The organism is Desulfobacter sp. (genome assembly GCF_050177295.1).
Genome location: NZ_JBFXHE010000435.1, coordinates 1 through 3,689, shown reverse-complemented (window position 1 = coordinate 3,689; position 3,689 = coordinate 1). Strand labels below are relative to the sequence as shown.

General features: G+C 44.0%; 3 protein-coding genes and 1 pseudogene. 3 read left to right on the top strand and 1 reads right to left on the bottom strand.

Annotated features, from left to right (window positions below; translation table 11 throughout):
• Nucleotides 1–313: transporter substrate-binding domain-containing protein (locus AB7U36_RS20565; RefSeq protein ID WP_428161495.1), on the bottom strand; the 313-nt coding region annotated here is incomplete at its 3' end.
• Between the two features lie 254 nt (nt 314–567).
• On the opposite strand from AB7U36_RS20565, the gene AB7U36_RS20560 reads away from it, so the two are divergent.
• The 3 genes and pseudogenes from AB7U36_RS20560 to AB7U36_RS20550 all read left to right on the top strand — a co-directional run bounded on the left by AB7U36_RS20560 (nt 568) and on the right by AB7U36_RS20550 (nt 3,142).
• Complete coding sequence (locus tag AB7U36_RS20560) at nt 568–1,407, top strand: mechanosensitive ion channel family protein (protein WP_428161494.1); 840 nt, start codon at nt 568–570, stop codon at nt 1,405–1,407.
• Nucleotides 1,408–1,596: 189 nt separating this feature from the next.
• A pseudogene (locus tag AB7U36_RS20555) lies at nt 1,597–1,827 on the top strand (transposase); the annotation flags it as partial.
• 337 nt (nt 1,828–2,164) lie between these two features.
• Nucleotides 2,165–3,142 carry a dihydroorotate dehydrogenase-like protein gene (locus AB7U36_RS20550; protein WP_428161493.1) on the top strand — a complete coding sequence of 326 codons (978 nt, stop codon included), beginning with the start codon at nt 2,165–2,167 and terminating at the stop codon, nt 3,140–3,142.
• Nucleotides 3,143–3,689: the final 547 nt, after the last annotated feature.

Genomic DNA, 3,689 nt, shown 5'->3' with positions numbered 1-3,689 from the left:
CCATGAACGCCTTTCTTTCAGGCTTGTTTTGAATGGGAAAGGTAATATCGTAGGTTCCTTTTTCCATGCAGGCCAGCACCCGTTTCCATGGCAGAAGATCTGCCTTGAATTTGCAATGGATGCGTTTGCTCACCTCTGTGCCGATATCAAACGCATATCCGCTTTTCAGCGCCTGGCCTTCCCGTCCTATGGAATAGGGGGGCCAGGTATCTGTGGCAAGCCTAAGTACCGGGTCATTTCCGGCACAGGGTGCTGCGAAGAAAAAAATAAAGCCTATAAATAGAACAATGCGTCTGCAAAAGAATTTAAACATAAGGCTCCTTTGTAACTGTTTCGTACACAGGCTTCACGGGTTTCCGTCCAGGCATTAACTAATGCGTAATTATATCTGATTTTGGGCCGGATTACAAAATGATATCCCTCCTGATGCACGGGTGTTAAATTGATTATATCCTTCTACCTTGTTTGACAATTTTTTTTGTTTATGTGTAGATTTGCCATCATGGTAAAAAGGCGGGACTTGAAAGCGGTTTTATACAATTAAAAGAAAATTTAAAAGGAGACACAATGGAGTGGTTGAAACAAATTAACATTGAAAAATATATAGAGACGCTGACCTACTGGGTGACCACCTACTCTGTAAAGATTATTGCCGCGCTGCTGATTCTGGTGATCGGGAAATGGCTGGCCAGACGAATTACCAATTTGATCACGAAATTGATGGAGAAAAATAAGATAGATATCACGCTTGTGCGGTTTTTTGACAGCATTATGTATTATACCTTTATGGTGATGATCGTCATTGCTGCCGCAGGCCAGCTGGGAATCAATACCACCTCTTTTCTGACCATTGTGGGTGCTGCCGGCCTGGCCATTGGTCTTGCATTGAAGGACTCTTTGGCCAATTTTGCTTCGGGCGTGATGCTGGTCCTGTTCAGACCTTACAAGGTCAATGATTTTGTGGACATTGGCGGGGTAGCCGGGAATGTGGTGAGTATATCCTTGTTCACCACGGAGTTGAGTACCGGGGATAATCAAAAAGTGATCGTACCCAATGCCAGCATAACCTCCAATGTTATTACCAATGTTACGGCCAATCCCACCCGCCGGGTGGATCTTGTCATCGGCATTGGTTATGATGATGATATAAAAAAAGCCAAAGAGGTTATCCAGGGTGTTCTGGCAGAAGAAAAGCGCATTCTTCCCACACCTGCGCCACTTATTGCCGTGTCTGAACTTGCCGATTCCAGCGTTAATTTTGTGGTCCGGCCCTGGGTTAAAACAGGAGATTACTGGGGCGTATATTTTGCCCTCTATGAAAACATCAAGCTGGCCCTTGATGCCAATGGTATCAGCATCCCATTTCCCCAGCATGATGTTCATATGTACCGGGAAAGCAAAGAATAAAAGACTTGGGAAAAATAAACGTCACCGTTTTTTCGCCGAATTTTTAGCCAGATTGAAAGACGACCCATGGCGTATATTCAATGCGTCATGAGTCGCGTCTTAATTTCGCAGACATTTTGAAACACACTTTTACGCTTTTGTTTGTGACAGCCAGGCCAACATCATCATTTACAAAGGGGGAATAACAAGCAGGCCTGTTTCTTTGCCGATGATGACTACTTGTCTTATCTTCAATGGCTTAAGGAGTATGCCTTAGCCTCGGGTTGTCTAATCCACGCTTACGTTTTGATGACAAATCATGTCCATCTGTTGCTGACCCCTAAAAGCAGCGGCAGTGCCGGAGATTTGTTAAAACGACTGGGTCAACGGTATGTTCAATATATCAACCGAACCTATAGAAGAACGGTTACCCTATGGTAAGGAAGATATCGATCCTGCCTGGTTCAAGAGGAGAAATATTTGTTGACATGTCAGCGGTACATAGAACTGAACCCGGTCCGTGCGGGTGTTGTAGAGCATCCGGGTGAATTTAGATGGTCGAGTTATCGTCATAATGGGCAGGGAGAAATGTCGGATTTAATTACACCACATATTTTTGATAAAAAGTCTGGGGATGAAATTGCCGCCTGAGTCAAGGGAGAAAAAATCACACAACATATCAAAAGAAAATTGCATCTAAGCAGGAAGATGTATTATGCTGGGAAGACAAAGTTGAGTTCCAGACATTTTCTACAACAACAAAAAAAGGATGAATACTATGGACATTTCAACAACCTATATGGGGCTTGCCCTTGAAAGCCCTGTTATTGTAGGCAGTTCCGGATTAACCGACTCTGTGGAAAAACTAAAAAAAATTGAAGAAGCCGGAGCGGGTGCCGCCGTACTTAAATCCATCTTTGAAGAAGAAATCGCCTATGAATACAATGACATCATAAAGGACGTGTCCCTTACAACAGGATACAACCTGGAACAATTTGATTACCTTGACATGCAGCTCCGGGGGAAGAAACTATTTGCATATCTGGAACTGATCAAACAGGCAAAGGCCGGGGTGAGTATGCCTGTTATTGCCAGCGTAAACTGTGTCTACTCCCATGAATGGGCCTCCTTTGCCAAACAGATCGCCGATGCCGGGGCTGATGCCCTGGAACTGAACATGTTTTTTTCGCCCACTGATTTTGAACGGGAGAGCAGTGAACTGGAAAAAGTCTATTTTCAGATTGTTGAAAAACTTTTAAAAACAGTCACCATACCGGTTTCACTGAAGATAAGCTACTATTTTTCAAACCTGGGAAGAATGATCCAGCGGCTTTCGGAAACCGGTGTCTCCGGTATTGTCCTGTTTAATCGGTTTTTCAGTCCGGATATTGATACGGAGAAACTTGAAGTCAAACCCTCCTTTGTTTTCAGTTCCCCTTCGGATATAGCCATCTCCCTGAGATGGATGGCAATTATGTCCCAAAGAGTTAAATGTGATCTGGCTGCATCCACCGGGGTTCATGACGCACAGGGTGTGATCAAGCATATTCTGGCCGGTGCCCAGGCCGTGCAGATGGTATCGACATTGTACAAAAACAAAACGCCATACCTTAAAACAGTTATCCAGGATATCCGGAATTGGATGGAAATCCATGGTTTTGACTCTCTGGCGGACTTCCGCGGGAAGCTGAGCCAGGCAGAAGCCCAAAACCCGTCTGTTTACGACCGGCTTCAGTTCATGAAGTATTATTCATAGGCGCTTTTATCATGAACGCTGTTGGCGTTCTTGGGGGAAAAGATTCCAGGCAGACGCACACCTGCTTGGGATCATAAATAAAATACCTGTTTTGGGCTACCGGTTTAAGCCGGGACACCCCGTAGAATAAGCCTTTTATGAGATGCCCTGTTTTTAAGGCTGACCTCCTGGAAGACTTTGATCAAACGGTTCAGACTGTCCCGGCTTAAAACGGTAGCCACCTCTTTTTACCTCCTGGCCGATTTTTCGAGCGAAAAATTATCCGATTGATGATTCTAATACCATTATTTATCGGAGCCGGATGGCCAAGGGGGTTAGTAATGGAAATTCATTAAAATTGACCGAGGTGAAGATACGCCCCGAAAAGGTTATGCGCCTTTGGGATTGAAAAATCAACGGTTTTGACAATGAATATGCCGGTATCAACAATAGGCATGTAGAAGAGCTTCTTTGGGTAAAATCCTTTTTTCCTTTTCTCAACTCTGTTTTTTCAGTTACTTATGTGATATGTTCTTTTGCTTTATCAGAATGGTAATGATAAAAGATA